Source organism: Paraburkholderia sp. CNPSo 3274, from assembly GCF_024206475.1.
In the GTDB taxonomy this organism is placed as follows: domain Bacteria; phylum Pseudomonadota; class Gammaproteobacteria; order Burkholderiales; family Burkholderiaceae; genus Paraburkholderia.
Genome location: NZ_JAMBPR010000093.1, coordinates 1 through 25,152 on the forward strand (window position 1 = coordinate 1; position 25,152 = coordinate 25,152).

General features: G+C 58.7%; 21 protein-coding genes and 8 pseudogenes. 13 read left to right on the top strand and 16 right to left on the bottom strand.

The annotated features are described in order from the left end of the window. The coding region (locus tag M3I54_RS38175; RefSeq protein WP_254345094.1) for a condensation domain-containing protein at positions 1-1,704 on the bottom strand (1,704 nt) is incomplete at its 3' end. Between the two features lie 55 nt (positions 1,705-1,759). Between M3I54_RS38175 and M3I54_RS38180 the strand changes: the two are divergent. Together M3I54_RS38180 and M3I54_RS38185 are read left to right on the top strand one after the other, a co-directional pair. Next, positions 1,760-2,010 (top strand): annotated as a pseudogene (locus tag M3I54_RS38180) (DDE-type integrase/transposase/recombinase); the annotation flags it as partial. Between the two features lie 599 nt (positions 2,011-2,609). Further along, positions 2,610-3,423 (top strand): annotated as a pseudogene (locus tag M3I54_RS38185) (IS630 family transposase); the annotation flags it as partial. Positions 3,424-3,540: 117 nt separating this feature from the next. Here the strand turns inward: M3I54_RS38185 and M3I54_RS38190 are convergent. Then, positions 3,541-3,897 (bottom strand): annotated as a pseudogene (locus M3I54_RS38190) (NAD(P)/FAD-dependent oxidoreductase); the annotation flags it as partial. A gap of 15 nt (positions 3,898-3,912) precedes the next feature. Further along, positions 3,913-4,056 (bottom strand): hypothetical protein, encoded by a 144-nt coding sequence (locus M3I54_RS45515; protein WP_375541881.1) that lies wholly within the window; start codon positions 4,054-4,056, stop codon positions 3,913-3,915. Between the two features lie 379 nt (positions 4,057-4,435). Here M3I54_RS45515 and M3I54_RS38195 point away from each other — a divergent pair, with 379 nt between their 5' ends. Continuing rightward, positions 4,436-4,654 (top strand): hypothetical protein, encoded by a 219-nt coding sequence (locus M3I54_RS38195; protein ID WP_254345115.1) that lies wholly within the window; start codon positions 4,436-4,438, stop codon positions 4,652-4,654. A 619-nt stretch (positions 4,655-5,273) separates the two neighbouring features. Here the strand turns inward: M3I54_RS38195 and M3I54_RS38200 are convergent. Further along, on the bottom strand, positions 5,274-6,218 hold the full coding sequence (locus M3I54_RS38200) for a 3-hydroxyacyl-CoA dehydrogenase NAD-binding domain-containing protein (RefSeq protein WP_254345096.1): 945 nt from the start codon (positions 6,216-6,218) through the stop codon (positions 5,274-5,276). Positions 6,219-6,463: 245 nt separating this feature from the next. Between M3I54_RS38200 and M3I54_RS38205 the strand changes: the two genes are divergently transcribed. The 5 genes and pseudogenes from M3I54_RS38205 to M3I54_RS38220 all read left to right on the top strand — a co-directional run bounded on the left by M3I54_RS38205 (position 6,464) and on the right by M3I54_RS38220 (position 9,522). Beyond that, complete coding sequence (locus M3I54_RS38205) at positions 6,464-6,919, top strand: LysR family transcriptional regulator (protein WP_254345098.1); 456 nt, start codon at positions 6,464-6,466, stop codon at positions 6,917-6,919. A gap of 12 nt (positions 6,920-6,931) precedes the next feature. Beyond that, positions 6,932-7,357: a LysR substrate-binding domain-containing protein gene (locus M3I54_RS38210; RefSeq protein ID WP_254345100.1), complete on the top strand. Its 426-nt coding sequence runs from the start codon at positions 6,932-6,934 to the stop codon at positions 7,355-7,357. 231 nt (positions 7,358-7,588) lie between these two features. Continuing rightward, positions 7,589-7,918, top strand: a complete 330-nt coding sequence (locus tag M3I54_RS45520; protein WP_375542285.1) for a hypothetical protein — start codon at positions 7,589-7,591, stop codon at positions 7,916-7,918. Between the two features lie 63 nt (positions 7,919-7,981). Continuing rightward, positions 7,982-8,584 (top strand): annotated as a pseudogene (locus tag M3I54_RS38215) (tyrosine-type recombinase/integrase); the annotation flags it as partial. Positions 8,585-8,997: 413 nt separating this feature from the next. Further along, positions 8,998-9,522: a hypothetical protein gene (locus M3I54_RS38220; RefSeq protein ID WP_254345102.1), complete on the top strand. Its 525-nt coding sequence runs from the start codon at positions 8,998-9,000 to the stop codon at positions 9,520-9,522. Between the two features lie 90 nt (positions 9,523-9,612). Here M3I54_RS38220 and M3I54_RS38225 read toward each other — a convergent pair whose 3' ends face one another. The 3 genes and pseudogenes from M3I54_RS38225 to M3I54_RS38235 all read right to left on the bottom strand — a co-directional run bounded on the left by M3I54_RS38225 (position 9,613) and on the right by M3I54_RS38235 (position 12,561). Then, complete coding sequence (locus M3I54_RS38225) at positions 9,613-10,914, bottom strand: IS701 family transposase (RefSeq protein ID WP_375542286.1); 1,302 nt, start codon at positions 10,912-10,914, stop codon at positions 9,613-9,615. Between the two features lie 113 nt (positions 10,915-11,027). Continuing rightward, positions 11,028-11,558: pseudogene (locus M3I54_RS38230) on the bottom strand (IS630 family transposase); the annotation flags it as partial. Positions 11,559-11,652: 94 nt separating this feature from the next. Further along, on the bottom strand, positions 11,653-12,561 hold the full coding sequence (locus tag M3I54_RS38235; protein WP_254345104.1) for a LysR family transcriptional regulator: 909 nt from the start codon (positions 12,559-12,561) through the stop codon (positions 11,653-11,655). A 163-nt stretch (positions 12,562-12,724) separates the two neighbouring features. Between M3I54_RS38235 and M3I54_RS45525 the strand changes: the two are divergent. Next, a pseudogene (locus tag M3I54_RS45525) lies at positions 12,725-13,016 on the top strand (transposase); the annotation flags it as partial. Between the two features lie 135 nt (positions 13,017-13,151). Here the strand turns inward: M3I54_RS45525 and M3I54_RS38245 are convergent. From M3I54_RS38245 to M3I54_RS38255, 3 genes are read right to left on the bottom strand one after another with little or no spacing between them, the layout of a single operon-like run. Beyond that, positions 13,152-13,430, bottom strand: coding sequence for a hypothetical protein (locus tag M3I54_RS38245; RefSeq protein WP_129964148.1), 279 nt, complete (start codon positions 13,428-13,430; stop codon positions 13,152-13,154). A 10-nt stretch (positions 13,431-13,440) separates the two neighbouring features. Continuing rightward, positions 13,441-13,650, bottom strand: coding sequence for a hypothetical protein (locus M3I54_RS38250; RefSeq protein ID WP_254345105.1), 210 nt, complete (start codon positions 13,648-13,650; stop codon positions 13,441-13,443). A 26-nt stretch (positions 13,651-13,676) separates the two neighbouring features. Then, positions 13,677-13,922, bottom strand: coding sequence for a hypothetical protein (locus tag M3I54_RS38255; RefSeq protein ID WP_254345107.1), 246 nt, complete (start codon positions 13,920-13,922; stop codon positions 13,677-13,679). Positions 13,923-14,235: 313 nt separating this feature from the next. Between M3I54_RS38255 and M3I54_RS38260 the strand changes: the two genes are divergently transcribed. After that, a complete protein-coding gene (locus tag M3I54_RS38260) occupies positions 14,236-14,553 on the top strand; it encodes a hypothetical protein (RefSeq protein ID WP_254345108.1) in 318 nt (105 codons plus the stop codon). Positions 14,554-14,632: 79 nt separating this feature from the next. Here M3I54_RS38260 and M3I54_RS38265 read toward each other — a convergent pair whose 3' ends face one another. The 3 genes and pseudogenes from M3I54_RS38265 to glmS all read right to left on the bottom strand — a co-directional run bounded on the left by M3I54_RS38265 (position 14,633) and on the right by glmS (position 18,313). Next, positions 14,633-16,030, bottom strand: coding sequence for an IS4 family transposase (locus M3I54_RS38265; RefSeq protein ID WP_254345109.1), 1,398 nt, complete (start codon positions 16,028-16,030; stop codon positions 14,633-14,635). A 169-nt stretch (positions 16,031-16,199) separates the two neighbouring features. After that, a pseudogene (locus tag M3I54_RS38270) lies at positions 16,200-16,355 on the bottom strand (transposase domain-containing protein); the annotation flags it as partial. A gap of 128 nt (positions 16,356-16,483) precedes the next feature. Beyond that, positions 16,484-18,313 (bottom strand): glutamine--fructose-6-phosphate transaminase (isomerizing), encoded by a 1,830-nt coding sequence (glmS, locus tag M3I54_RS38275; RefSeq protein WP_254345110.1) that lies wholly within the window; start codon positions 18,311-18,313, stop codon positions 16,484-16,486. Between the two features lie 160 nt (positions 18,314-18,473). On the opposite strand from glmS, the gene M3I54_RS38280 reads away from it, so the two are divergent. After that, entirely contained in the window at positions 18,474-18,971 is a 498-nt protein-coding gene (locus tag M3I54_RS38280) for an Lrp/AsnC family transcriptional regulator (RefSeq protein ID WP_254345111.1), read from the top strand. Between the two features lie 132 nt (positions 18,972-19,103). Here the strand turns inward: M3I54_RS38280 and M3I54_RS38285 are convergent, their stop codons facing one another. Beyond that, complete coding sequence (locus M3I54_RS38285) at positions 19,104-22,076, bottom strand: Tn3 family transposase (protein WP_254345112.1); 2,973 nt, start codon at positions 22,074-22,076, stop codon at positions 19,104-19,106. A 153-nt stretch (positions 22,077-22,229) separates the two neighbouring features. Between M3I54_RS38285 and M3I54_RS38290 the strand changes: the two genes are divergently transcribed. Then, positions 22,230-23,936: a phage integrase family protein gene (locus tag M3I54_RS38290; protein WP_254345113.1), complete on the top strand. Its 1,707-nt coding sequence runs from the start codon at positions 22,230-22,232 to the stop codon at positions 23,934-23,936. A gap of 103 nt (positions 23,937-24,039) precedes the next feature. Beyond that, positions 24,040-24,453: a hypothetical protein gene (locus M3I54_RS38295; RefSeq protein ID WP_254345114.1), complete on the top strand. Its 414-nt coding sequence runs from the start codon at positions 24,040-24,042 to the stop codon at positions 24,451-24,453. Here the strand turns inward: M3I54_RS38295 and M3I54_RS38300 are convergent, their stop codons facing one another. Both M3I54_RS38300 and M3I54_RS38305 read right to left on the bottom strand, forming a co-directional pair. After that, entirely contained in the window at positions 24,454-24,972 is a 519-nt protein-coding gene (locus M3I54_RS38300; protein WP_302059310.1) for a DUF2130 domain-containing protein, read from the bottom strand. It lies immediately after the preceding gene. A 1-nt stretch (position 24,973) separates the two neighbouring features. Then, positions 24,974-25,152 (bottom strand): annotated as a pseudogene (locus M3I54_RS38305) (IS256 family transposase); the annotation flags it as partial.

A 25,152-nucleotide genomic window follows, 5' to 3' on the forward strand; every position in this document is an offset into this window, starting at 1 on the left:
CTCTCCCGGATAGGCGGGGTCGAGCGGCACATAGGCGCCGCCAGCCTTGAGAATGGCCAATAGACCGACGATCATGGCGGCAGAGCGCTCCACGCAGATGGCCACCCGGGTATCGGGCGCGACGCCCAGCGCGACGAGTTGATGGGCAAGCCTGTTGGCGCGCGCATTGAGTTGTGCATAGCTGAGCTGCTCGGCTTCGTGAACGATGGCCACGGCTTCGGGCGTTCGCTCGGTTTGCTCTTCGAACAATTGGTGAATGCACCGATCAAGTTGATATTCCGTCTCGGTTCGATTCCAGGTTTTCAACAACAAATTCCGCTCATCAGTTTCAAGTAGATCGATACGGCCAATCGATTGAGTGGAGTCGTCGACAATTGCGCCTAACACTTTCAAGAAGCGTCTCTGATGAGCAATCAATTCAGCTTCCGAATAAATATCGGGGTTCGCATCGAAATCTATTCTCACCTCTCCGCCATCGGATGGCGAATAAATTGAGACCATCAGGTCGTTGACCGTAGCATTGCCAAGATTATGTGTCGTCGACAAGCAAGAGCCGAACGACAAGCCATAATCGAAGGGCATCAGGTTTACCGTAGGGCCAAAAAGTGGCTGTGTGTGAAGCCGGTCGAGATCTCGCCTAAGCACTTCGCTACGATAACGTTGATGCCGGAGGCCTCGTTGAATTTGCTTAGCAGCCTGCCCCATTAATTCTGTTGCACTATTCTCATGGTGAACGGATAGTCGAATGGGCAGGACATTTGCCGTCATGCCGGGAGTCAAGCGATCCTCGCCCAAGCGGGCCGTGACAGTAAAACCCAGCGATATTTCCTCGGCGCCAGTAGAACGGTAGAGATAGGTGGCAACAGCTACCGTTATTTGATTTGCCAAACGACTATGGTCATTAAAAAGTTCCCGTAGTGATTGAGATGAAATATAAGCAGTCTGGCGGAGGCGATGCCGTAAGGCGGGCGCATACCGATTCGCTAACGTAACGGGGGCTGGCCAGTCCGAGCAACGTCTCATCCAGTATTTCTTGTCGCGCTCGAAAGCAAATGAGCCGCGATAGCGTGCATCGCTTCCTAATAAATGTGATAAGGGAGAAAAATAGGATTTGTCTGCTTTTTTCCCTCTAACGCGCATGCTGTAGAAATGCGCAACGCGACGCGCAACCAGTACGCCACTATGACCATCCATCACACTATGGTGGTAACGTTGATACCAAATAAATCGATCAGAAGCAATCTTGAGTAACGCATAGTAAAATAGGGGATCCTGTTTCATATCGAACGGCGTTTCGAAATTAACCTCCATCCATCTGGTAGCCTCTCTGGTGGGAGCTGCTTTTGAACTGAAATCGATAGTTGGCAACGACCAATCGATGGATGGGGCAACGAATGCTCGGAGCGACCCGTTCACCTCAATAAGTCGGCAACGTAAAGCCTCCGCTTCCTGAACCACTGCGCGTAAAGACTCCTCGAACACTGTGGGATCAATGCAGCCGCGTATTTCGGTGTATTGTCCAATGTTGTGGACAGGGCCGCATGGGTTAATTTGTTCGGCAAGCCAGATCTCCGTCTGTGCTGAGGATGCCGCGAATAGTTGAGGACCGACGTCCTGACACGTGATGTGATTGCGCTCGCCGTCGTCAATCCAAACATTATCAGGATTCGGGTGCTGATCATTAGTAACAATCCGGTGGTTCATGTTCTCCTCGCGACTCCATTACGACAAGGACATTTGAAAGACTGATGCGCAATGATTCGGTTTAGGCGTTGTCGTCAGTTACGATACGGTTCGACGCCGGTGCGATAAATTCGGTGCGTGCTTTGCGCACCGAGTGAAAGACGCCTTGCAAGCCCGGCACCACATGGCACCTTGATGAAGTACTTGTGACGTTACACGCCAGCCTTCTGTTATGGCGTCATCGATCACCACGGTGCTGAACTCGATATCCTGCTACAGAAGCGCGGCCACAAGGCTGCAGCGAAGCGTTTTTTCAAACGCGTACTTGCAGGGGGTCTGCGGCACCGCGCGAGATATGGATGTCGAGACAAGGACAGCCCCAAAGGACCGTAACGCTCGCACTCCACGACCACGGCCTCGCGCTTGCGCCGTGATCTTGTAGGTCCATGAGCGATGCATCCCAAACGACGCGGTAACATCATTTGGATGCTCGGTAATAATGCTATTGCGATTAGCAAGTCACCAAAAGAATTTTCGATTTATAACATATTGGAATCCTTAAAATCTACGATAAGGTACATTCTTGCGACACTAATTAAAAGAAGTGACTTTTTAACCTTAATACCCGATACCAATTCCCAGTCACATGTCTTTTGATCAGCCATGCGCAGCAATGTTTGTGCCATGTGTAAACTAGTAGCAAACTGAAAAAATAGCCGACACGCAGCCTTGATGGCTGTCCTGTTTGTTGAATTCCAGACGACATATGTCGGAGTTGTCACGTCAAAGCGTTATCTGGGGGGAAGCGAATTTGCGATGAGGTGTCATTGTGCACCTCCCAGATCTGGTTTTGTCGCAATAAAGCGGTGCGCTATGATGCGGGGGGGGAACAACACGAAAGACTAATCCAATTGAACTAATGGTGCATGGGCAAAATGAATCTGAGTGAAACCGAGCGCGAAGAGCTGATGTCGATGCAGCGCAGCCGCACCATGGCCGTTTGCCAGGTAAGGCGTGCGCGGTTGATCCTGCTACTTGACGAAGGTGCCTCGCATGCGGCGATCATGACCGAGTTGCGATGCGATTCGCGTTTCATCACAACGTGGCAAACGCGTTTCGCCCGTCACCGTTTGGCTGGCCTGTACGGCAGACATCCAGGCCGGGCGCCGCGACCTGACGGGCCTTGAAGCGAGAGTACTCGACTACACGCTGCGGCGTAAGCCGGCCGACGGCTCGACGCACTGGAGCAGCCGCAAACTGGCGGCACAGCTGGGTATGGCTTTCATGACCGTGCAACGTATCTGGCGCAAGCACGACATTCGGCCACATCGTCTGGATACGCACATGGTGTCGAACGATCCTGACTTTGAGACCAAGGCCGCCGATGTGATCGGGCTGTACCTCAATCCGCCGTTGCGCGCGGTGGTGTTCTGCGTGGACGAGAAGATGGCCATCCAGGCGCTGGATCGCAAGGACCGGATGTTGCCGCTGTCGCCCGGGCGCGCTGAGAGTCATGGCTTCGAATACAAACGCAATGGAACCCTGAGCCTGTTCGCCGCATTGAATTTCGCCACTGGTGAGGTGCTGGGCAAAACCGCGCCGCGCCATACCAGCGCCCAGTTCGTTGCGTTCCTCACCGAGGTGGTATCGGCCCAGCCGCGCGGAAAAGAGATTCACGTAATCTGTGACAACGTGAGCAGCCACAAAACCGATGCTGTTCGAACATTTCTGGCTGACCATCCGAGAGAGCCCTGCTCGGGTCTCGCGCGCGTTGAGCGTTTCGCCCACCACGCCTTCGGAGACCAGCATCTGGCTGCCTCCATAGCTGCGGAAATAGAGCGTGCCCGGCGAGCCGAGATCTTTGAACGCCGGCATGGCGAAGGTGTAGGGCGCGGCTTCGCATTCGAGAGCGAGCACGGTGTGGCGCTCGGGTTTAACCGGCAGCGGCACGCCAATCCACTCGGCGAGTTCGGGCGTCCAGATGTTCTGCGTGCTGATGAGCGTGCCGCAGCCAAAGCGTCCCGCCGACGTTTGCACGCCCACCACGCGGCGGCCTTCGCGCACGAGGCCGGTCACGCGCACCCCTTCCATGATTTTCACGCCGCGGCGGCGCGCGGAGCGTGCGAAGCTGGTCGCGACGAGGTAGGCGTCGGCGAAACGGGCTTCGGGCTCGAAGCCGATCAGCGCGGTGGCGTCGAAGGTCGCGATGGGCAGGCGCGCCTGCGCCGCCTAGCGGTCGAGCAGTTGCACCTCGATGCCCATGTCCTGCTGCGCGCGCAGCGAGGCGGCAGGTCGATAGGCGCCTGGGTACGTCTCATGAGGTGCTCCGCGGACCGCTACGGCAACCGTTTCCTGACGTACATCGAGCCCCACGCGTACTTGCTAGACTGCTTCATGACCTGCCCCCTCAATGCGGCTCAGAGCCCCTGTGTAGCCCACCTCAAGCTTAATCCGCGTACCTTGAGGTGCGGCAGGTAGTGTGTGCGAGCTTTCCCCGCATACGGCAGGTATTCCACGCTCATCCGGCCAGCTTCGTTTGCTCATAAACCCTTCAAGACCGATATCCAATCTTCGGGGTTCAGTCCATCTGGGTGGTGCAACAAAATCGACCTGGACGCGCTCATAGCCGGGCTCGAATTGGAGCGACGGAAATTTCAGGGGTTCCGGCGTGGAACCCCTTGTACCTCGCAAGCTGCCGTCGAGGCAGGGCTCGTTCGAGCGGCGGCAGTGGGTCGAGGGTGTGTGAAAACGCATGGATCGCCTAAACTGGATTAACTCGTTCAGCATGGGTGACCGGATGAAGCGATTCATAGAAGGTGAAGATCGCAAGCAGGTGACGCTGCTTCCAGAATGCCTTGATGACTTCGTCGCTGACGACAATCCGGTCAGGATCATCGAGGCGTTCGTTGAAGAGCTTGACCTTCAACTGATTGCGGGTTTCAAGCAGACTGAAGTTGCATTTGATCAGTAATGCATATGTTTCATGAAATGCATGAGTTGGCAAGACAGGCAAAGCGAAGCGGAAGTCTGATTTGCGAAGTGATCGACATGGTAACGACGCGCGCGGCCATGGCGCAATGCGCCGGCGAAGTAGCGACAGGCCAAAGCCCTGACTTTAACCGCTCCCCCTCGCCAGCTCCGAAAGCCATTCCCGGTGGGGCTCGCAGACAAATTCGGCCCCTTCGGAAAACCCGCAATCAGTTGGGAAAGATGGATCGCGAAAGGGCTTGACTTCCATTGCCCCATAGAAGTCACTGTGAGCCGCCCTTCGTCGAACCCGTCCAGGTCGTACTGTCGGAGCTGCATCGCCGCGTTTCTCAATTCCGCCCTCAATTCCACGCCCGTTGCACCGCCACCGTTGATTGCTACACGCACATTGGCGTCCGTGACGCCCTCAGAGGAACTCGTTCTTGACACGCGTAAGCCTAATTTTTCAAATACGGTCAATATCGTAAATGGTCGTCATGTATGCCCTCCGAGATCTCCAATATTCGGGAGATTCATCCCTCCGTGAGACAAACGACGCCGTTTCCCCGATCCGACCAGTTGCGGTCAGACCGGGATGCTCTATGCGCTCGCCGCGCGAAAAATTAATGCTTCGGCAGTTCCGCGAGCCGGGTCTTGAGCAACGTTAGTAAGAGACGGTCACGTTCGGACGCCAGATCGCGGAAGTCGCGGCTTCCTACTTCTTCTTTCAGTCCGGCGATCATCTTTTCCCGCACTTCCTTCGTGAATTCAAAGTCACCCAACGGAGTCCACCATGTGACTAGAGGACCAGCGAATTGATCATAAAAATGCTCAATACCGCCGACGCCGCCACCGAGATGGTTCAATACCACAGGGCCCATGACGCCCCAGCGCAGCCCCGGACCCCACGAGCAGGCGGCATCAGCATCTGCGACACTGACTACTCCCTCGCTAACGAGCGACATAATTTCACGAACGAGCACCCCCTGGAGGCGGTTGGCGACATGACCCGGTACTTCCTTTTTGAGCCGGATCGTCTTTTTGCCCAGCGCCGAGTAGAAAACATCCGCGCGGTCAATCGCCTCGGCCGCCGTCCGTTTGCCGGCGACGAGTTCGACGAGGGGAATCAGATGCGGCGGATTGAAGGGGTGACCGACAAGACAACGCTCTGGGTGGTGCTCGCACCCTTGCTGAATGTCTGTCATGGTCAGGCCCGACGAGCTGGTTGCAATGATGACATCGGGAGGGAGCAATGTATCGAGTTGCTGATAGAGCTTGTGCTTGAACTCTAGCCGCTCCGGGCCGTTTTCCTGAACGAAGTCGACGTCGGCGATTCCGTGGATATCTGTCCTGAACGTCAAACGCGCCTGCGAGCCCCCGGGGACGACCGCACCTAGCGTTTCCATCGCTGGCCAGGCGTTGGCGACGTATTCACGCAATGCCTTTTCCGCGCCCGGTGCCGGATCAGTCGCCACGACGTCGAAACCCCGAGCCAAAAACAATGCACTCCAACTGGCTCCAATGACGCCAGTACCTACTACACCGATCTTCCGGATATTCGTGCTCATGTGGCAACTCGCAATGACAAGTAGAAAAAAAGGCGCGACCGCTTGCACCGCGCACCGCGTAGTCCCGGCTCGCGAGACGCGGCAACCGTGGCGATACATCATCCCGGGCCGGCCATCGGGCAAGCCGATAATTCACTGCACCGAGCCATGCTCGGATCGTCGCGCATCAGAGTCTAGTCGAGCGTACCGCAGGCATTCCAATACTTTATGCGGCGGCCCCTATGCCTGGAGGCTGTACTCTCCCAATGGGAATACGACACCTCCGGTACTTCCTCGCATTCGCCGAAGCTGGCAGCTTTGCGGAGGGTGCCAAGCTCCTGCGCGTCGCGCAACCGTCTTTGACTCGACAAATCCGCGTGTTAGAGAGTGATGTCGGCTGTGCCTTGTTCGTGCGATCGTGGCAAGGCGTACACCTGACCGACGTTGGCGAAGTGCTGCTCAAGGAAGCCACGCTGGCCGTCGCGCAGCTCGATCTCGCGCTCAGACGCACCCGGGAACACGTGCAGCGCCCCCGTAAGCTGGTGCTCGGCTCTGCTCGGCATGATTCCGGGCACGGAGGACGAACTGATGGGACTCGTGTGGACTACCCTGGGGCCAGATTTGCAGGATGTCTCAATCGACGTTCAAAGCAAGCTGCATCCCGATCTGGTTCGCGCGCTGGAAAATGGCAGCATCGACGGTGCATTCGTCCGTCAGGGTGATATCTGCCCAGAATGGTCGACCCAAACGATCCGAACCGAAGAGCTGATCGCTATCTTGCCGCGTGGGCACCGGCTCTTGAAAAAAGGCGTCTCTCGCCCACCGACCTGTCCGCTGAGCGCATCATCGCGGTCGCCGGCTCCATCGCGCCCGCACTACGCGAGACCATCGACGCGTTTCTCAGCCAGAATGGCCCGCCAGAGACAACGCCGCCTCTCGAAGCCGATGGAATGCTGAGCATTTTTTCTCTGGTCGCGGCGACCGGACTTTGCAGCCTGGTGCCCAGCCACTTTGCCCGCATGTTGCCCAAGGGGATGGCAACGCGCCGCCTCACCACATTTGATAGCAGCAGGCGCGACCTCGTGCTGGCTTACGCCGACAGCCGCGTCTCGCCGATCATGTCACGCCTAGCCGCGCATATCGGCAAAACGACGAGCTGAGAGGCGCCCCCACGCGGCGGCGTGCCGGAGAGATCGGCATCGCGTCAATGGACAATCGCCAAGTTCATCTGCCGTCGCTGCGCATCCCTACAAATCGCGAATCAATGGCCGAGTTTGTAAGTCAAGCAGAGCATGGCGAAATTCAATTCGCACGGGATATGAAATACATAAAAAGAATTCAATTTATTTAAGAAAAACCAAAAACTAGACTGTTCTCAGTTGGGGTGCCTGATGCCCACTCAAAGCGCGCCGCATACGCTTGAAGTGCCCTGTTGGGAAGGACGGCGAGCATGCCGAATACACATCGCCCGAACGGGGAAGCTACAAGGCGTCGACCTCGAAGGCGCCACGCTTTACTCGACGCTTGAGCCATGTACCCACAGGAATCATCCAAAGGTCTCGTGCACTGACCGGGTAATCGACCGGAAACTAAAGCGGGTCGTTATCGGCACGCTTGATCCGAACCAGATGATTCGGGGGCTTGGGGAACTGCGCTTGCAAGATGGGGTTGTAAGCCGGAACCGCAGAAATTTTGGAAGTCCTTTGATTTCAGGTGATTAGAGAAGGTCGAGACCCGGTGCGCAGCATTTACACGCTGCGCTACATGCGCGACCCACAACTGCCGAATGGCCCTATGGCTGGTCGGAGCCAGCGGCGCAGCGGCTGCGCTTCCTGCTTGACTTCGGCTACGCGACGGGTCTGCGCGCGAGCGAACTGGTCGGCGCCGAGCTCGGCAGCATCCGCGTGGACGGGCACGGTGATCACTGGCTGCATCTGGTCGGCAAGGGCAGTAAGCCCGGCAAGGTGGCACTGCCGCCGCACGCGCGTACTGCGCTCGATCAGTACCTTGCACAGCGACGCCTGCCTGTCACGCCACAACGCTGGAACCCGAAGACATCACTGGTCGCGAGTCTGGGCGAAGACGGCGACGCGGGTTCGCGTCTGGGGCGCGTCATGCGCCGCTTCTTCGCACAGGCAGCCGACGTGATCCAGGCCGATCATCCGGTAGCTGCCGAAAAATTGCGCCGCGCGAGTCCGCACTGGATGCGCCACAGTCACGCGAGCCACGCGCTCGCTAGCGGGGCCAAACTGACCAGCGTGCGCGACAACCTGCGCCATGCATCGATCGCGACGACATCGATGTATTACCGGCAGAAAGTTTTTATGCACAGTCTCGGGTACCGCTCATTGATAGCAAAGGATTCCGGTCATAGGAACTCGACATAAATGTTTGTCGGACCTGGAGGCCGGCAGCTGCGATCTTCTGCAGTAGCCCAGCCTCTCCAGTTTGCGCACGGCACAGCAATGACCTGCTCCAACGGCAGGCGGCTTGAAACTTGATGGGGGGAATGCTCCATGATCGAGCTGCTCACAAGCACGGTCGCAATGGCCGTTAGGACTCCCATCATGAGATTTTATGTGCACAAAACCAACGCTGGGGGCTTGCCTACGAAGCCCTTGTCGTGGCTACTGTGCATAAAAACTTTCTGCCGGTAATAGATGTGCTGCAGCACATTTCCTGTACCTGCACGGCGACGACATCCAGTGTGCGAAGGATATGGATCAGGCCTCAGTGACGCCCCGCTTAGCCTATATTTCGGTTGATCCTAACGGGGCCTTCCCAAACCTTGGAGAGCGTTGTGACAACACTTGTGAATATTACCAGCAGTACTCCCGATGCCGTGCAAATTTGGGGATTCCATGATATATGCGACGTGAGCGACGTCGCCGCTGCTCTGAACGAGATTGCGGCGGGGTTGAGCGGTGATGCTAATACGATTCATGTGATGTCAGGTACTCACGGCTACTGCGGCGGACAGGTGGGTGCTGTCGCGACGCGCGAGCAGAAGTTCGCGGAAGAAGATCGAGCTCTCGCCCATCCAAAGACGAAGGACAACAAAGCCGTTGCTGTGGTTGTCCATGACTTCAATACCGGCAAGCTACCGACCCCCGACTACGTGTCTGCGGCAATGGCGAAGCTCAACACCGATATCCGCTCAATCGTGAAGACCGATACCCGGGAAGCATGTTTTCCTCCTCGCCTACTGCTGCAGTGCCGGTACAAAGTAGATTCGCAAATCCAGAAAGAGTGCAGGTCGACGCGACTCCTGAGCATGTGCGTGTCGTTCAGCGCGAGCGGGTTAATCTTACTGTGTCATAAGTGAGGCCTTTGATTTCGTCGGTGGCAGCATGGACACATTGCGAGTCTTGCAATCAACAGGAAGCTGAGTTGATGACGAATCGTGGCGATCGAATCAGCCACGTGGCGCTGTGCGCGCAGGGCTCCCCCGTGGGATGTAATCCGCGGGAAGCGAAGGCGTCTGGCGAGCGGCGAAGTTTTTTTTGGCGCTGACGGAAGCGCCAGCAGTAAGTCGTTCAGAGATGAGGAACCCGTACGCCGCGATACTTAGCGCGGCATGGTGGTGGAAGCCTCGCCATCCTCGGCCTTCGTAATGCCCGAGCCCCAGTTCCTGCTTCAAATCCTGGTAGTCACGCTCGATACGCCAACGCATGTGCGCCTGAGTGACCAGTTCTTCCAGTGCAACGTCAGCCGGAAGGGTCGACAGGAAGTACTTCAATGGGTCAGCGTCTCCAGGTGGCCACTCGATGAGCAGCCACTGCTCGGGCCGCAGACGCGCCTTGCCGCTATTGCCGCCGGCATGACGCACACGCACGGCTGCAAAACGCCCACTGAGCGTTTCGTTCGAACCTTCGCGCCAGCTGATCGTCTGGAAGGCGGCAGGAGGCAGCGAATGCGCCAGGTCCTTGACGTTCACCGGTTGTCGGCTGCGCGTGCGCCGCGGCATCACCGGCGGCCGGCCCATGCCGCTATAGGATTTCGGCGGCAATGGTTCGACGCCCGGCGGCCAGACCACGACTGCCGACGTGATACCGACCACGTAGTGCAAGCCCAGATCGCTCAGACGCTGGCGAAACGCGTTATCCACCCCGTAGCCGGCATCCGCTAACACGCAATACCTGGGCGCGCCAGAGGCCAGCAGCGTTTCGATCTGTTGCAGAGCAATCTCAGTCTTGGTCGCGAACTTTACCTCGGCGGGAATCCCCGCCTTACGCCGCCGCTCGGCATCTTCCGCCCATTCTCGCGGAAGATACAGCTGGTAGGCTACTGGCACGCTCGCCTGTTCGGAGGCCAGAGAAACGCTGACCGCGACCTGACAGTTATCTTGCTTGCCCAGTACCCCGCAATACTGACGCGCGACGCCCACCGAATGCTTGCCCTTCTTCGGGAATCCCGTGTCGTCAATGATCCAGAAGCCGCCTCCAGAAAGATCCATCCGGGGCACCACCCATTGGCTGACCCGGCGCAGCATCTCTTCATCGGACCAATCCGCTTTAGCCACGAAGTGGTGCAGGGCCTGGTGACGGGCACTGGCGTGAAGCGGATCCACTCCCGCCGCCATCGGTTCCACACTCTTGCGAGCCAGCGGCAGCATCAACCCCGTGCAATAGCCCTTCAGCCCTGCATGGCGGTCCGCATGCCCGAGACCCTTCGCCAGATGTTCCATGTATTGCTCAAACCGATCGCTCGCGCTCATCGCTTCTCATGAACAGTACCAGGGAATTCTTATTATATATATTTTGTGACACAGTAAGATTAACATGTACTCGAGAAGTTGAAAACCGACCCCCATTGACACTTGAAGTCATATCAGTCCATTGAACCAGATGAATTGCACCGGATGCGTCGGGTTGGATCGGAATACTTCCATTTCAACGGGGTGGCCTGCATGTTGTATTGGCGGATGTACCGCATGAGTTTTTTATCGAGATCCCGGGTGCTGGTGAATACACCGCGCGTGATGACGTCGCGCTGGATGCGGGCAAACCAGTTCTCGACCTGGTTCAACCATGACGAATATGTGGGGGTGTAATGGATCGAGACATTCGTATGGTCAGCCAGAAAGGTTTGAACAGCTTCGGTTTTGTGGCTACTCACGTTGTCACAGATCACATGAATCTCCTTTCTGGCTGGCTGCGCCGATACCACCTCGGTGAGGAACGCGACGAACTGAGCACTGGTATGGCGTGGTGCAGTCTTGCCCAGCACTTCGCCGGTGGCGACATTCAGCGCCGCAAACAGGCTCAAGGTACCGTTGCGTTTGTATTCGAAGCCGTGACTCTCGGCGCGCCCAGGATCAACCGCGCCCGCCTTACCTGGCCGACGGCCATCGTTCGGCTGCGCTGCATCGACAGAAGTTCTTCGCGCTCGGCTTCACTCAGATTCATTTTTCCCATGCACCTTTAGATCGGTGCAATTTCATTGGTTCAATGGACTAGGCGAAGCTTTGCGCCTCCTCGAGTAAAACCTCGCGCATCCAGATGCTTGCAGGATCACCATTGTGTAGCGAAGGCCATTGAATTGCTTCGGTAAACGAAGAAAGTGGCAGAGGCACTTCTGCGATCCGCAGAGGTGTTAGTTCCGCAAAGTGCTCAGCCAATCTCAAGGGGAGCGTAGCGATACGGTCGGTACGCGACAGGACGGAAGGGACGAGACTGAACGTGGGCACGACAACCTCCTCGCGCCTTTTCAGACCGAGATCGCGCAGGAAAAACTCTTCGATCGAGGGCCTGCGCGCTCGCCCGAACCTCACCGTTACGTGTCCCATCGACATGTACTTCTCCAGCGCAATGCGGTGCGATAGCTGTTTATTCGTCGGACAGCCTTCGCAAACGAGCCTCTCCTCAAAAAGGGCTGCTTTGGGATGGGTATCTGCCAGCAGCAACTCCGGCAGGGCCAGAAAATCGATGTCGCCGCGCCGAAGCAGCCCACCGGATTCATCATCAGGGAAAACGATCTCGAAGCTAACAGAAGGCGCCTCCTGCGCAACGCGGTCGATTACCTTCCGAAAATAGACGAGCGTCATGAAATCGGACAGGCAGACCCTGAAACGGCGATGAGATTTGCTGGGCTGGAACGCGTCGCGCGAAATGATGGAAAGCTGTATGTGCGATAAGGCCTCCCGAACCGGTCCGACGAGTTCCGTCGCGCGCGCTGTTGGGACGAACTCACGGCCCCTCATCACGAACAGATCATCGCCGAAATAGTCACGTAGCCGTGCAACGGCAGCGCTCATTGCAGGCTGGCTCAGATTGACGTATTGGGCCGCGGCCGTCAGATTGCGCTGTGTCATGAGCGCATCCAGCGCAACCAGAAGATTGAGATCCAAGCCTTTGAAACGCATATTCAAAAATCCGTCTTATGTGTGACCCAGGTCGGAGGACTCGATGACACTGTTCCGAAGGCCGCAAAGTTACTGCATTCAAAATCAAGGCTGCTGATCAATTCCACCGCTAACGATTGCCATGCGTTATAGCGTGGACATGCAACGGTAAAAAGCAAAAACGGTGAAGCAACTGACCGTGGCGATGGCGGTCGATCAATCGCAGGATTCGGAGCGCAGCGCACACCTACGCGACGCGAACCGATTCTCTGAGATGAACAGGCTCGTGCCGCGGGCCGAACTTTGTGTGGTGATCGAGCCGTACTACCCGAAACGGGGCAACGGTCGCCCGCCGATCTCGCTGGAGCGCATGTTGCGGATACATTTTGTGCGGCACTGGTTCAACCTTGCCGACCCTGCATGCGAAGAGGTGCTGTACGACAGCATCCAGCCTGCGCCGTTTTGTGGGCATTGAGGCACGGAATTGCCGGGCTCGCCGACCGCGGCGACGATTGCCGCGATCGACCGGTGCCAGGTACCCGGCGTTTTCTTGCCGATCGCCTCAGTGAGCAACGGAGCAACTGCGACGACCGCAGGTGTTTTCGTGTCCGTCAGCGTCCGTGACCATCGACATCCGGACGTGCACTGAAGCGAGGCTCGTCGATCCATGCGGCGAGCCAGTCATGGAATTGTCCCCAGTCGTCGGCAAGGTCGAGTTCACGTGCGTGTAATCCGCTGTGACTGCCATCGTCGCCCTTGCCAATCCACGCATAGATTGTCCGTGCGCCATTCCACCAGGCGATCAGGCCGTCCGTCAGATCGGCTATTGTCCCGGCGGGCATCAAGACCAGCAGGCGCGACAGGCGGGCATCGAACTCTTCGAACCTCATCGCTCGCCTCTCAATGCACGGAGCCGAAGAATGCCATCGCGCCTTCGGCTGGCGTCAGGCCCGCCTTGAAGTAGCCTTTGAGCCGGTCGGCTGTCGCTTCGTCAAGTGTGAAGGGCGGATGGATGTAGCCCACATTGAACGCATGGTCGTACCAGTCGCTGAGCCACGCGCGCAGTTCGATCGCGTCCTGCGGCAATGCGGTCGGAGCATCGTCGTGCATATGCGTTTCCCTGGCTTGCTGAACGATCAGGCCGCCATGCGGCCTATCCCCATTTCCGGACGGCGCTGGCACGGCGGAAACACGTGCCATGTGCCGTCGGCATGGCGAAAGAAGAAGAGTGAAAACGAGCCGGTCGACCGATCGAGCTGTATGCGCACGCACCACGTTCCACCCGAGCGGGAGCGGTCCAGCACACACACGCGCGCCGCGCGGCCCCGCGTCGTGCCAACGAGTTTTTCGACCTGAGAACGCAGGGATTTGTTGCCCGCCATGATTTTCCCCTCGATGCACGATGAGTCGATGCTATGGCGATCGGAGCGTGCGTCCAATCGGCAACGGCGGAATATCGCTTCAGGAAACGCTCGTTTCCGCCGTCAGGACTTCCTGAATCAGAACCAGCATGCAGAACGGCGTTTAAGGGTTTTTACCCCCCCCAACGGGAGCTTTTATGCATGAATGAAACTAAGGATTTCCGGACACGCGAATCAGGATGTCACACCCTGGTTTTCCAGCTTGCGCTGAATGTGGCACGAGTTCTGTTCTTAGATGATGAGCCATCGAAACGTAATGTCGAATTGATGAATCATGATGGGCTATCTGTCGGAGCGGGAGAACGTCGTCGAGCAAATCGACTCGATATGTCTGCGGCTCTTCGACGCCTGGTGCGAGACGCGCAGCGTGACATCGCTTGCGTATCTGCTGCATTGCTGGCCGTTGATAAACAGCACGCCTGACGCGCTCAGGCGCCTGGGCGAAACAATGCGCGATTTGCGGCGTAATCACGCGGATCAGATCGACGAGTACGACTTTCGCGCGTTGTGCGAGGTGGCCGATCTGATCGACGAACTGGCAGCGCCACACACGGTCCGGCTGATGGCCGTGGTGGGCGAGGTGGCGGAGTAGGAAGCGGCAACGCAGGCAAAAGCCGGGAAAAGCGGTTCTGATGTGATGGACGACTGTAAGCGATCCACGAACCTTGCAATTACCCACTTCTTTTTAGCGCGAGCTCATAGCCGATCTGGATGTCAGTCAGGCGTCGCATCCCGCGCCACATTACGGTATTGCCCGGCGGAGGGTCGTTGGCGCGCGCAAGGTAACCACCGAGCTGAGCGAGCCTGATAACGTTGCGCACGAGCGGCGGAGCTTGCGCGTTATGGGGCGTATCGTGAACGATGTGTTCAAGCAGTTCGATTTCGGTGCGTGTGAACGCGAGTTCGGCGGCGGCCTGCGGCGCCGATCGGCCGAGCATGGTGAGCCAGAATATGCGCCAGCTCAGGATGCAGAAGACTGCGATCAGGTTCGTTAGCCTGTCGGCTGTGCGAAGCCGGGACTCTTCGGCTTTGCAACCCGATTTCAGGATCTTGTGGAAGGTCTCGATTTTCCAACGCATTGCGTACCAGTCGAGCTTTTCGATTGCCTCTGCCCGAGAACGGACCGGCAGGTTGGTGATCAGCTTCCATTCGATGCGGGCACGCCCGGACGGCGGATCGCGTTCCTGTGCGTGGAGGACTGTTAGCTGTAGCGCAGGGTAACGGCTCTGCTTGCCGATGGGTGGCAGAACAGTCATATGCTGGTAGCGCAGTTCAAGCGTCGCGGTCATCGGACGGCCTTTCGCGTCGCGAAGTTCGACGCGATGGAGCTCCTTGACCTGAACCTGCTGCATGGCTTTGGAGATCGTGTGCTGACCATCTCCCGCGAGCCTGTCGACGCAGGTACGCACAAGGAAGTGGGTGCAAAGATCGTATGCGGTGCAAAACAGCTCGTAAATGTCGCTTTCCCGATCGCCGATGTGAATGCAACGCACAGGATCGTCGAGAAGCTGAGTCGACTGGCGCATATTCTCCAGCCAGCGCCAGCTTTCCTTTTCCTCAATCGGTACGCGCGTGGGATTGATATGGCGCTTGAGTTCCGAAGCCCCCTTGAACTGCTTTCTCGTCCAGAACTTCACCGCCGCCAGGCCAAGTGGCAATCCATCGGCACTGACAGCAAGACTCGAATGCATCAGGATGCCGCATTGCGTGAGCGGCTGTCGCGGACCCACGCCGTTTTTTCCCGTGCGCAGGGTCGTCTTGCCCGTGTAGCCGATGAGTTCGGGGCGCTCGCGCTGGTACGAGAATGTGGTCGTGTCCTGCAGGACGAGCACCGGCCCATCGGTGGCCTTCACACGTTCAGCGCTCGCCTGGAAATGCCCGCTCAGGATATCGTGTTCGCTGACGCGGTCGTTCGACAAAAACCTGTACGCAGCCTTGGTAGAAGCCCAGTCCTGACACGCGAACGGAATAGTCTGCCCCATGCCATCCCACAGCTTTTCCAGCAGCGTTGCGAAGCGACGGCGCAACCGTGTGTCCCGGAATTCGCTTCCCTGGACTTCAAGATCCATCCACGACCGATCATCCGCCCGTCGCTTGCCGGCCATCTCGCTTGCGCATGGAACATGACGTATCCCAGGTTACCAGGTTTCGCGGCAAAGATGTGGGTAATTGCAAGTCCACGAACGACGCCCTTCAGAGCATGGTTGCGGAGCGCGTGAGGTGTGATAGTGATGCGGGTCAGCGGAGGTCCGCCGGCATTTTCCAGGGAAGCAACGCGTCGTAGTCGTCGACGGTTTTCGCCAGAGGCAGGCGTTGGAACAGCCAGGTGAGGTACCGGTAGGGATCGATGCGGTTTGCCTTGCAGGTCTCGACGAGCGTATAGGGGTCGCTTGAGAAAACGGGAAATAAAGCACGCTAGCGATCGTCGCCGACTGACCCGATATAGCGGTCTTTCCTCGACTTCCAAACCGCTCAACGCGCTCTTCGAATGAATCGATGACGGCTCAAGGCTAGCCTGTCGGTTACTCAACGGTTACGGATTTGGCGAGATTTCGCGGCTTGTCGATATCCGTGCCGCGCGCAAGGGCCGCGTGAAAGGCGAGCAGTTGCATCGGAATCGTGTGCAGGATAGGCGAAAGCAAACCGTAGTACTCGGTCAGCCGGATCACCTCGATGTCCGGACTCGGCGACAGCCCGCAATCGATATCCGCGAACACGAACAGCTTGCCGTTGCGCGCGTTCACCTCGTGCATGTTCGACTTCAACTTTTCGAGCAGGCGATCGTTCGGCGCGATGGCAACCACGGGCATCTGCTCGCAGATCAACGCGAGCGGACCGTGCTTCAGTTCGCCGGCAGCGTAGCCTTCGGCGTGGATGTATGAGATCTCCTTCATCTTTAGCGCCCCTTCGAGCGCAACCGGATAGTGCATACCGCGCCCGAGGAACAGAATGTTTTCCTTGCGCGTCAGGATTTCCGACCACGCGATGATGTGCGGCTCGAGGGCTAGCACCTTGCTCATCGCGTCGGGCAGATGGCGCAATGCCCGCAGATGGGTCCGCTCGTCGTCGTCGGATAGACGGCCGCGCATTTGCGCTAGCGTGAGCGTCAGCATGAAGAGGGCGACGAGTTGCGTCGTGAAAGCCTTGGTCGATGCAACGCCAATCTCGATGCCGGCGCGCGTGATGAAATTCAGTTCGCATTCGCGCACGAGCGCACTTGTCGGCACGTTGCAGATAGCCAGCGTCTTGAGCATCCCCTGCTGTTTGGCGACATGAATCGCGCCCAGCACGTCTGCGGTCTCGCCGCTTTGCGAAACCGCGACCACGAGGGTGTTGGGGTTCGCCACGCTTTCGCGATACCTGTACTCGCTGGCGATCTCGACGTTGACGGGCAGTTGCGCGAGGCTTTCGATCCAGTACTTTGCCGTCAGCGCAGCATGGAAACTGCCTCCGCAGGCGAGCAGCGCGACCGAATCCACCGCATTCAGCACGCGCCATGCACTATCGCCAAACAGTTCCGGCATGATTGACGACACGTCCTGCAAAGTCTCCGCGACTGCACGGGGCTGCTCGAAAATCTCCTTTTGCATGTAGTAGCGATACAGTCCGAGGTCGGCCGCGCCGCTGTGCGCGGCGACGGCGTGGATGGCACGTTCGACACGGCGTCCGTCGGCATCGACGATCCAGTGGCGATGAAGCTGAATGTCCACAACATCGCCGTTTTCCAGGTACGCGATCTTGTCCGTCACGCCCGACAGCGCGATGGCGTCGGAAGCGAGGAAGTTTTCGCCTTCGCCGAGACCGATCACGAGCGGCATGCCGTCGCGCGCACCCACCAGTCGATGCGGTTCGTCACGGCAGATCACCGCAATCGCGTAGCTGCCGCGCAAGCGAGTAGCGGCTTCGCGGACTGCGTCGAACAGATCGCCGTTGTACAGATAGTCGACCAGATGGGCGATGGCTTCGCTATCGGTCTGGCTCGAGAACACGTATCCGTGACCTTTGAGGGTCGCGCGCAGCTCCTCGTAGTTTTCGATGATGCCGTTGTGAGACAACGCGATGCGCGGCGAATCGGCACTGGGCGAGAAGTGCGGATGCGCGTTGTCCGTGACCGGCTTGCCGTGAGTCGCCCAGCGCGTGTGGGCAATGCCGGTATAGCCCGACATCGACAGCTTCGCGATTTCCTGCTGCAACGTGGCGACACGATCGACACTGCGCGCACGCACGAGTTCGCGATCCTGGTACAGCGCAACGCCGCACGAGTCGTAACCGCGATATTCGAGCCGCTTAAGACCGTTGACGAGGTCAGGCAGGATGTTCCGTTGTGCGACCGCACCGACAATTCCACACATCACTTTTCTCCGCTAGGGGTTCGTTGGGAACCGGTGCAGCGATAGTAAAGTCGATTCTGTGAAATTAAATTTCATAAATATAAGTGAAATGAAATGTCAATCTAGCATCAAAGTGTGGTGAAATTTAATTTCATATTCTGCCGATGATTGCGAGGACCGCATGCCCAGTATCACACTCGACGAGCTTGACCTGCGCATACTCGGGATACTGCAAACCGATTGCGCCTTATCGAATATCGAACTTGCTGAACGCGCGCATACGTCGCCGCCGACGTGCCTGCGTCGCGTGAACCGGTTGCGGGAAACCGGCGTGATCCAGCGCGAAATTGCGATCCTCGATCATTCGAAGCTCGGCGCGACGATGACGGCGATCATCGAGGTGAGTCTCGACCGGCAGACAGCGGAAGATCACGAGCGCTTCGAGACGTATATCTGCGCGGAGCCGAGCGTCACGCAGTGTTACCGGGTGTCGCCCGGGCCGGACTTCATCGTGGTCGCGGATGTGATGGACATGGCCGCTTACGACGAACTCGCGCGTCGGTTGTTCACGAGCTCATCGAACATACGCAATGTCCGAACGTTCTTCGCGACGCATCGCGCCAAGTTCGAGGCGAATGCGCCTGTACGGTTTATGTCGGGCAAAGTTGGTACGGAGTGAAGTTGGTAGGTCGGGAGGCTTCTCGTCAACAATCTGGAGGCCTCAATGGAACGTCGGCTTTCGGCCAGCTCTGAGCCGCTCGGCCAGCTTACCCAGGACAGTTGCCGCGCACAACAACCCCATCAGGAAAGGCTAAAGCTGGTGGTGCCGGGCAGGACGCAGTGGCCGGAATCCACCGCGCCGCACGCTCTGGTCCTCACGCCACACGTAATCGCCCGTCAGGTTGATGTGCTCCCAGCCAGGCGGCGAGAGATACGGTAGCAAAACTGCGTCGGGCGGGGCACCGCGTGCGGTCATCGCGTGGACAGCCCGTTCGAGGTAAACGGTGTTCCACAACACGATTGCGGCCGTGACCAGATTCAGGCCGCTGGCGCGATAGCGCTGCGACTCAAAGCTGCGATCGCGGATTTCCCGGAGGCGGTAGAAGAAGACCGAACGTGCAAGCGCATTGCGGGCCTCGCCCTTGTTCAGGCCGACGTGAACGCGGCGGCGCGGTTCGACGTTCTGCAGCCAGTCGAGGATGAACAGCGTACGCTCGATACGACCGATCTCGCGTAACGCAACGGCGAGGCCGTTCTGCCGCGGATAGCTGCCGAGCTTGCGCAGCATCAGCGAAGCGGTGACGGTACCCTGCCGGATCGAGGTCGCCAGGCGCAGGATCTCGTCCCAGTTCCGCCGGATTGCCTTCTCGTTGTACGCGTCGCCAATCATCGGCTGGAGCGCCGGATAATCCTTCACGCTGCCAGGCACGTACAGTTTCATGTCGTGGAGATCGCGGATGCGGGGCGCGAACCGGAAGCCCAGCAGGTGCATCAGTGCAAAAACGTGGTCGGTGAAGCCATTGGTGTCGGTGTAATGTTCCTGAATGCGCAGATCCGACTCGTGGTACAGCAGGCCGTCGAGCACGTAGGTCGAATCGCGCACGCCGACGTTCACGAGGCTCGGGTAGAACGGCGCGTACTGGTCGGAGATGTGCGTGTAGAACATTCGGCCTGGTTCGGCGCCATACTTCGGGTTCACATGTCCGGTGCTCTCGGCGCGGCCACCAGCCCGGAAGCGCTGCCCGTCCGATGATGAAGTGCTGCCGTCACCCCAGTGGGCAGCGAACGGATGGGCGAACTGTGCGTTGACCAGTTCGGCCAGCGCCTGCGAATAGGTCTCGTCACGGATGTGCCACGCCTGCAGCCACGACAGTTTCGCGTAGGTGGTCCCCGGGCACGCTTCTGCCATTTTTGTAAGTCCGAGATTTATGGCATCGGCCAGGACCGTTGTGAGTAGCAATGTCTTGTCTTTTGCGGTCTCTCCGGTCTTCAGGTGCATGAAGTGGCGGGTGAAGCCGGTCCACGCATCGACCTCCATCAGCAGTTCGGTGATCTTCACGCGCGGCAGTATGGTCGAGGTCTGGTCGATCAGCGCCTGGGCAGCCTCGGGAACAGCTGCATCGAGTGGCGTGATTTTCAGGCCCGATTCCGTAATGATCGCATCGGGCAGTCCGTTGTCGGCCGCGAGCTGGTTGACGGTTGCCAGTCGCTGCTCCAGCAACTGCCGCCTCTCGTTGAGATAACGCTCGCAGTCGGTGGTGATGGGTAGTGGCAGCGCATTGTCCCGCCTGATCGCCTGGAAATTTTCCGCCGGAAGCAGATAGTCGTCGAAATCCTTGAACTGGCGTGAGCTCTGCACCCAGATGTCGCCTGATCGCAGCGCATTCTTCAGCTCGGCCAGCGCACACAGCTCGTAGTAACGGCGATCAATACCGGTGTCGGTCAGGACCAGTTGTTTCCAGCGCGGCTTGACGAAGGCGGTCGGCGCGTCAACTGGCATCTTGCGCACGCCATCTTTGTCCATGGCCTTGATCAGGTTGACGGCGTTGAGCACATCGGTCGCCGCCGGTGCAGCACGCAGTTTCAGGATTTCAAGGAAGGCGGGTACGTAGCGACGCAACGTCGCGTAATGGTCGCCTATCTGGTGCAGGAAATCGAACGTTTCGGGCTGGGCCAGTTGCTCGGCCTCGCTGACACTTTTCGTGAATAGCTCCCACGACATGACGGACTCGATGGCCTTGAACGCATCGGCGCCATTTTCCTTGGCCTTCAACAAGGCGCGGCCAAGCTTCCCGTAGAGTCTCACCTTGTCGTTGATCGCCTTGCCCGAGCGGTGGAACTGCTGCTGGTGTTTCTTTTTCGCGGCATTGAAAAGCCGACCGATGATGCGGTCGTGCAGGTCGACGATTTCATCGGTGACTGTCGCCGTCGCCTCCATGACGATGGCCGCCAGGGTCGCATGACGGCGCTGTGTTTCGAACTTCCCGAGGTCGTGTGGCGTCATCTGCGCGCCTTCGCGGGCAATCTTGAGCAAACGGTTCCTGTGCACCAGCCGGTCGAGGCCCGCGGGCAACTCGACGGTGTGAAGGATTTTCAGGCGGTCGATGTGCTGCAGCATCTGCCGGGAACTCGCCTTGCCCGGCGGTAGCCGCAGCCACGCGAGCCACGTCATGCGGCCGTCGTCCCGACGCTTCAGCAACTCGTCCAGTCTTTGCCGGTGACCCTCCGACAGCGATTCCGTGAGCACGTCGTGGATGCGACGCGTCGCGCGGGTGACCGCTTCAGCACAGATCCGCTCGATCACGTTCGAACCCGGCAACAGGATTGCCCGCCGGCGCAGATATTCGAGCAGCGCCTGCGCGAGTACGAGGCCCTTGTCGGTCTGCATTGCCAGGTCGACGAGCGCCAGTACCGCCGGACGGTAGTCGGCCACCGTAAGCGGACGCAGTTGCAGCGCCGCCTGCAGTTCGAACAGATGCTCACGGCGCGTCTGGTCCCGCTGCGCGTACGCCTCCCAGTGCGACGGTGCAATGCCGAGTTGCCCGGCAACGAACTGCAGCAGCGCGGGCGGAGGCTCGACACCAGCGCTCAAAGCGAAGCCCGGAAAGCGCAAGCAGCAGAGCTGGACGGCGAATCCGAGGCGATTGGCCGTTCCTCGATGCTGCCTGATCAGCGACAGGTCCGGTTCGCTGAACGTGTAGTGGCGAATCAGATCATCGTGGCTGTCAGGGAACGAAAACAGGCTGTCTCGCTCGGCCGGCGAGAGAATGGAACGACGGGGCATGGTGGGCTCGACAGAGGATGGGGATGGTGCTGACGGCGGGTTGCAGCGCCGATTCCACTGGACTGGCGGTTCAGAAAAACAGCAGTGTAATACGATCCATTGCCATAATCCTTCTTATGGTGATAGTGATTTTTAATAGATAAACTGGCAAACATGAAAACGCGTCAGTCCCAGCCCACCTCGCACTCCATCCCTACCGAACCGTCGGCGTTTCCGGATGCTGACCGACTTGCCGCGCTGCGCGGCTGGTATGCAGGCCTGTCATCGCGTGCCGCCGTGGACCGCTACCTGCCTCACGTCCGGGCGCAGGGTGAATCTGCGCGTGGCATCATCGGCGCCATCCGCCGTCAGCTTGCCAACCTTGCCCTAGAACGCCAGCGCACCGATCTGGCCGATCTGTTCCAGCACCCCGTCGGTGAACGGGTCGAGCGGGCAGGTGCAATCGCGCACGCGATTGACACCCTGCGTACGCTGCCCGCACCGCAACCGAAAATCGCCGATGACATCAGCCTTTGGCTCACACCCCGTGCTGTGCGCGCGCTGCGTGCGTATGGCATTGCGACGCTCGCGGACCTGACAGTTCGTGTGCCCCGCCGACGCCGTTGGTGGAGCGTCGTGCCCGGGCTGGGCCAGACCAGCGCCCGTCAGATCGAGGCGTTTTTTGAAGCCCACCCACAGTTGACGGAGCGTGCCCGGGCGCTGGTTGCGGTAAGCGCCCCCAGCGTTGTTGTTCCCTGGGAACGGTTACGGATACCCCATGAGGTCGATGGTTCGCATGGCAGCTTCCGCGCGCCCCGGCAAGCCTGCGCGCTCGACGCAAACAACGATTACGAAGCGGTACAGGCATGGCTTGCCCTGCACGAAACCATCGCCACGCAAAGTGCATACCGCAAGGAAGCCGAGCGCTTGATCCTGTGGGCCATCGTCGAGCGCGGGCGGGCGCTGTCCTCACTCACGTCCGAAGACGCCATTGCATACCGCAGTTTCCTTCGGCACCCGCAGCCGCGCGAGCGCTGGATCGGACCGCCACGACCGCGTAGCGCTCCCGAGTGGCGTCCGTTCGCCGGCAACCTGTCGGCGCGCTCGACCGCCTACGCGCTTTCAGTCCTCGGCGCGCTGTTTCGCTGGCTCATCGAACAGCGCTATGTGCTCACCAACCCGTTTGCCGGCATCAAGGTCCGAGGCAAGACACGCGTGAAACCGCTCGACACGTCACGCGGCTTCACCGAAGGCGAATGGGGGCTGGTTCGCACGATCGCCAACGGACTGGAGTGGTCCTATGGTTGGGGAACACTGGCCGCACAGCGATTGCGCTTCCTGCTCGACTTCTCGTACGCGACAGGCCTGCGGGCAAGCGAATTCATTGGCGCGAGACTTGGGGACATTCGTACGGGTGCAGACGGCGCCCATTGGCTCAACCTCGTCGGTAAAGGCGGCAAGGCTGGCAAGGTAGCGTTGCCGTCACTCGCCCGAACCGCACTCGAGCAGTATCTCGTCCAGAGGCACCTGCCGGTGACGCCGCAGCGCTGGGATCCAAAGACCCCGTTACTGGCAAGCGTTGACGAGGAAGGCGCAACAGCCATCACCCGTTCCCGACTGTGGTATGTGTTGCGTCGATTTTTTCATCTGGCCGCCGATGTCATCTGCGCCGATCATCCCGTGCTGGCCGAAAAGTTGCGACGCGCGAGTCCCCACTGGACACGGCATACGCACGCCACGCATGCACTCGCCCGCGGCGCGGAGTTGACGGCGGTACGCGACAACCTTCGGCACGCCTCGATTGCGACAACCTCGATCTATCTCCAGGGCGACGAAATCAAACGCTACCGGCAGATGGACGAGGCGTTCGCCGCACCATAGGCGGGTACCCAAGCTGCGGATTTCATCCGCTTAGCGTGCTTTATTTTCTGTTTCCTGAAGCGAGCCCTATGAAATCACCAACAGCGGCGCGAATATCAGCCGCGTGCGCGACCGCATCGAGGCACTGAAGAAGATCGCAGAGCGCACCGACCGCGAGGAAGAAGGCCACGACTACACGTACCGCGAGGACACGGAAGATAACCGCGCCGTGTTCCTGTTCGACGCCAAGCCCGCCAAAGACGTGTGCGACCTGATGAAGCGCAGCGGCTTTGTGTTCAGCACGACGCGCTCGCCAGTCGGCCTATGTGCGCAAGCTCACGGCCAACGCCATCAACACCGCGAAATGGCTCCGCCCGCAGCTCGACAAGCTGCTGACTGGCGAGTAATCGCCGCGCCTAACCGGCCCGCTACGGCAGGCCGCAACCGACAGGACGAAGCCATGCAGATGCATTTGATCTTTTCCGATGAGGCCGACGCAATTGAATGCGGCGCTTCGCGCCCACGCTTAGCGAGTTAATCAAGTGGACGCCAACGGCTCGCTGCCGTTGGCGTCCCTTTTTGATTCATCTGCATCGCAAGAATCTTGATTCTTGAGCTCGGCGAACTTGGCGGCCATCGTCGCATTGCCCCGAGTCAGCTTCTTGATCGTTACGTCCTGCGCCTTATCATTCGCAAGGCGAAGGTTCCGATCGGTGCCTAGGAGGGCCTCCTTCGTCTTCTGAAGGTGGTCGATCGACTTGTCGATCTCATCGATCGCCGTTTGGAAGCGCCTGGAGGCGAGGTCGTAGTTCTTCGCGAATGCGTTCTTGAACGTCTCGAGTTCGGTTTCGAAGTTCGTGATGTCTATGTTTTGCGCCTTAACGAGTGCCAGCTCCGACTTGTACTTGAGCGAATTCATCGCCGCATTCCGCAGAAGCGTGATGATTGGAAGAAAGAACTGTGGTCGCACGACGTACATCTTCGGGTACGGGAGTGTCTGAATTTTTGTGTGCAAGGCAGATAAAAGCCTGCCGTCTGGCAGGCTCATCAATTGCATTCTACAAATGATTTCTGGTGAAGCGATCCTCGTAGAGGATCGCGAACTGGTTCATCGCGGCTTTCCAGTCATGCGCGGCACGGCTCCAGTCAGCCGTGATATTGCGCAAGGCCAGCCAGAGCAGTTTGGTCGCGGCCTCGTCCGTCGGGAAGTGCCCACGCGTCTTGACGATCTTGCGTA